Here is a 1460-nt window from a genome sequence, read left to right on the forward strand (position 1 = left end):
CTTCCTTGGCCTCGTCGCAGCCCGCGACGTCGGCAAAAGTGACCGTGTTGTTGTTCTCGTCCATCATGCGGGCCTTGCTCTTGCCGAAGCTGAACGCCCCGCCCTTGCCGCCGCCCTGCATCTGCCGCATGAAGTAGATCCAGACCCCGATCAGGAGCAGCATCGGCCCCCAACTCACCAAGAGCGTCATGAGGAGCGAGCCCTCTTCGCGCGGCTTGACGTCGAACTTGACGTTGTGGTCGATCAGGTCGCCCACCAGGCCGCGGTCGAGCACGGTGGCGGTCGTGCGGATCTTGCGATCCTCGTTGGTGACGGCCACGATCTCTCCGCCGCCGGCACCTTCAGGAATGACGGCGCTCTTGATCTGGTTGTTTCGGACCTGATCCAGGAACTCCGAATAGCTCACCGTCCCTGAGCCGACGCCGCCGCGGGTGTCGAACTGCTTGAACACAGTGACCAACACCATGGCAATGACGAGCCATACGGCAACTTTGGAAAACCACTGATTGTTCAAACGAAGCTCCAGTCGAAAGCGCGTGACAAGATTGTGAAAAGAACGCGCTATGGATACGCAATTGCGCCCCATTTTAGGCTTTTCAAGCTGCGAAAAGCGGGCATTTCCCTAAAGCAGCCATAGCCGGACAAGGGTTTGCGCCCCATGGGCACGCTTTGCGGGCCCCGGCGTCAAGGTATCAAAGCGTTTCCTGAGCCTTCAGACCCATGCCGACAAGGAAGGTTTCCGACGATTTGTCGCGCGAGGCCTTGGGTTTGAAGGGCTTCACGGTGCGGAAGTTCGCCTTGAACAGCTTCACCAGCTCGTCATAGCCGCTGCCATGGAAGAGCTTGGCCACCAGCGCCCCCTCGGGCTTCAGGTGGTGCTGGGCAAAGTCGATGGCAAGCTCGATCAGGTGCGCCACGCGGGCCGCATCGGCCGAATGGATGCCCGACAGGTTGGGCGCCATGTCGGAAACCACCAGGTCGGCCTTCCGGCCGGCCAGCGCGCCCAGCACCTGCTCGAGCAGTTCCGTCTCGCGGAAATCGCCCTGCAGGAAGGTCACGCCCTCGATCGGCTCCATCGGCAGGATGTCCAGCGCAATGATGGTGCCGTTCAGCTCCCCGGCCGCGGCGCCCTCGGGCGACATGCGCCGGCGCAGGTACTGGCTCCAGGCCCCTGGCGTGGAACCCAGGTCGACCACCAGCTGGCCCGGCCGGACCAAGCCGAGCGATTCGTCGATTTCCTTGAGCTTGTAGGCGGCGCGTGCGCGGTATCCCTCGCGCGTGGCCAGTTTCACATACGGGTCGTTGATGTGGTCGTGCAGCCAGGCTTTGTTGACTTTTTTGCTTTTGGCTTTGGTGCTCATGGAGGTCTTTGTAACGCGTCGATAATACGGGGATGCCCGCCATTCAACTTACCCCTGCCGAGCGCAAGGTGCACCGCGCCGAAGCTCACCACCTGGATC

General features: G+C 61.8%; 2 protein-coding genes. Both read right to left on the reverse strand.

All coding sequences use genetic code 11. The annotated features are described in order from the left end of the window. The coding region (locus tag AC04MI_RS25120) for an ATP-dependent metallopeptidase FtsH/Yme1/Tma family protein (RefSeq protein WP_476499039.1) at positions 1-514 on the reverse strand (514 nt) is incomplete at its 3' end. Positions 515-692: 178 nt separating this feature from the next. Continuing rightward, positions 693-1361 (reverse strand): RlmE family RNA methyltransferase, encoded by a 669-nt coding sequence (locus AC04MI_RS25125; protein WP_307595395.1) that lies wholly within the window; start codon positions 1359-1361, stop codon positions 693-695. Positions 1362-1460 lie beyond the last annotated feature (99 nt).

Source organism: Acidovorax sp. LjRoot204 (assembly GCF_056175785.1).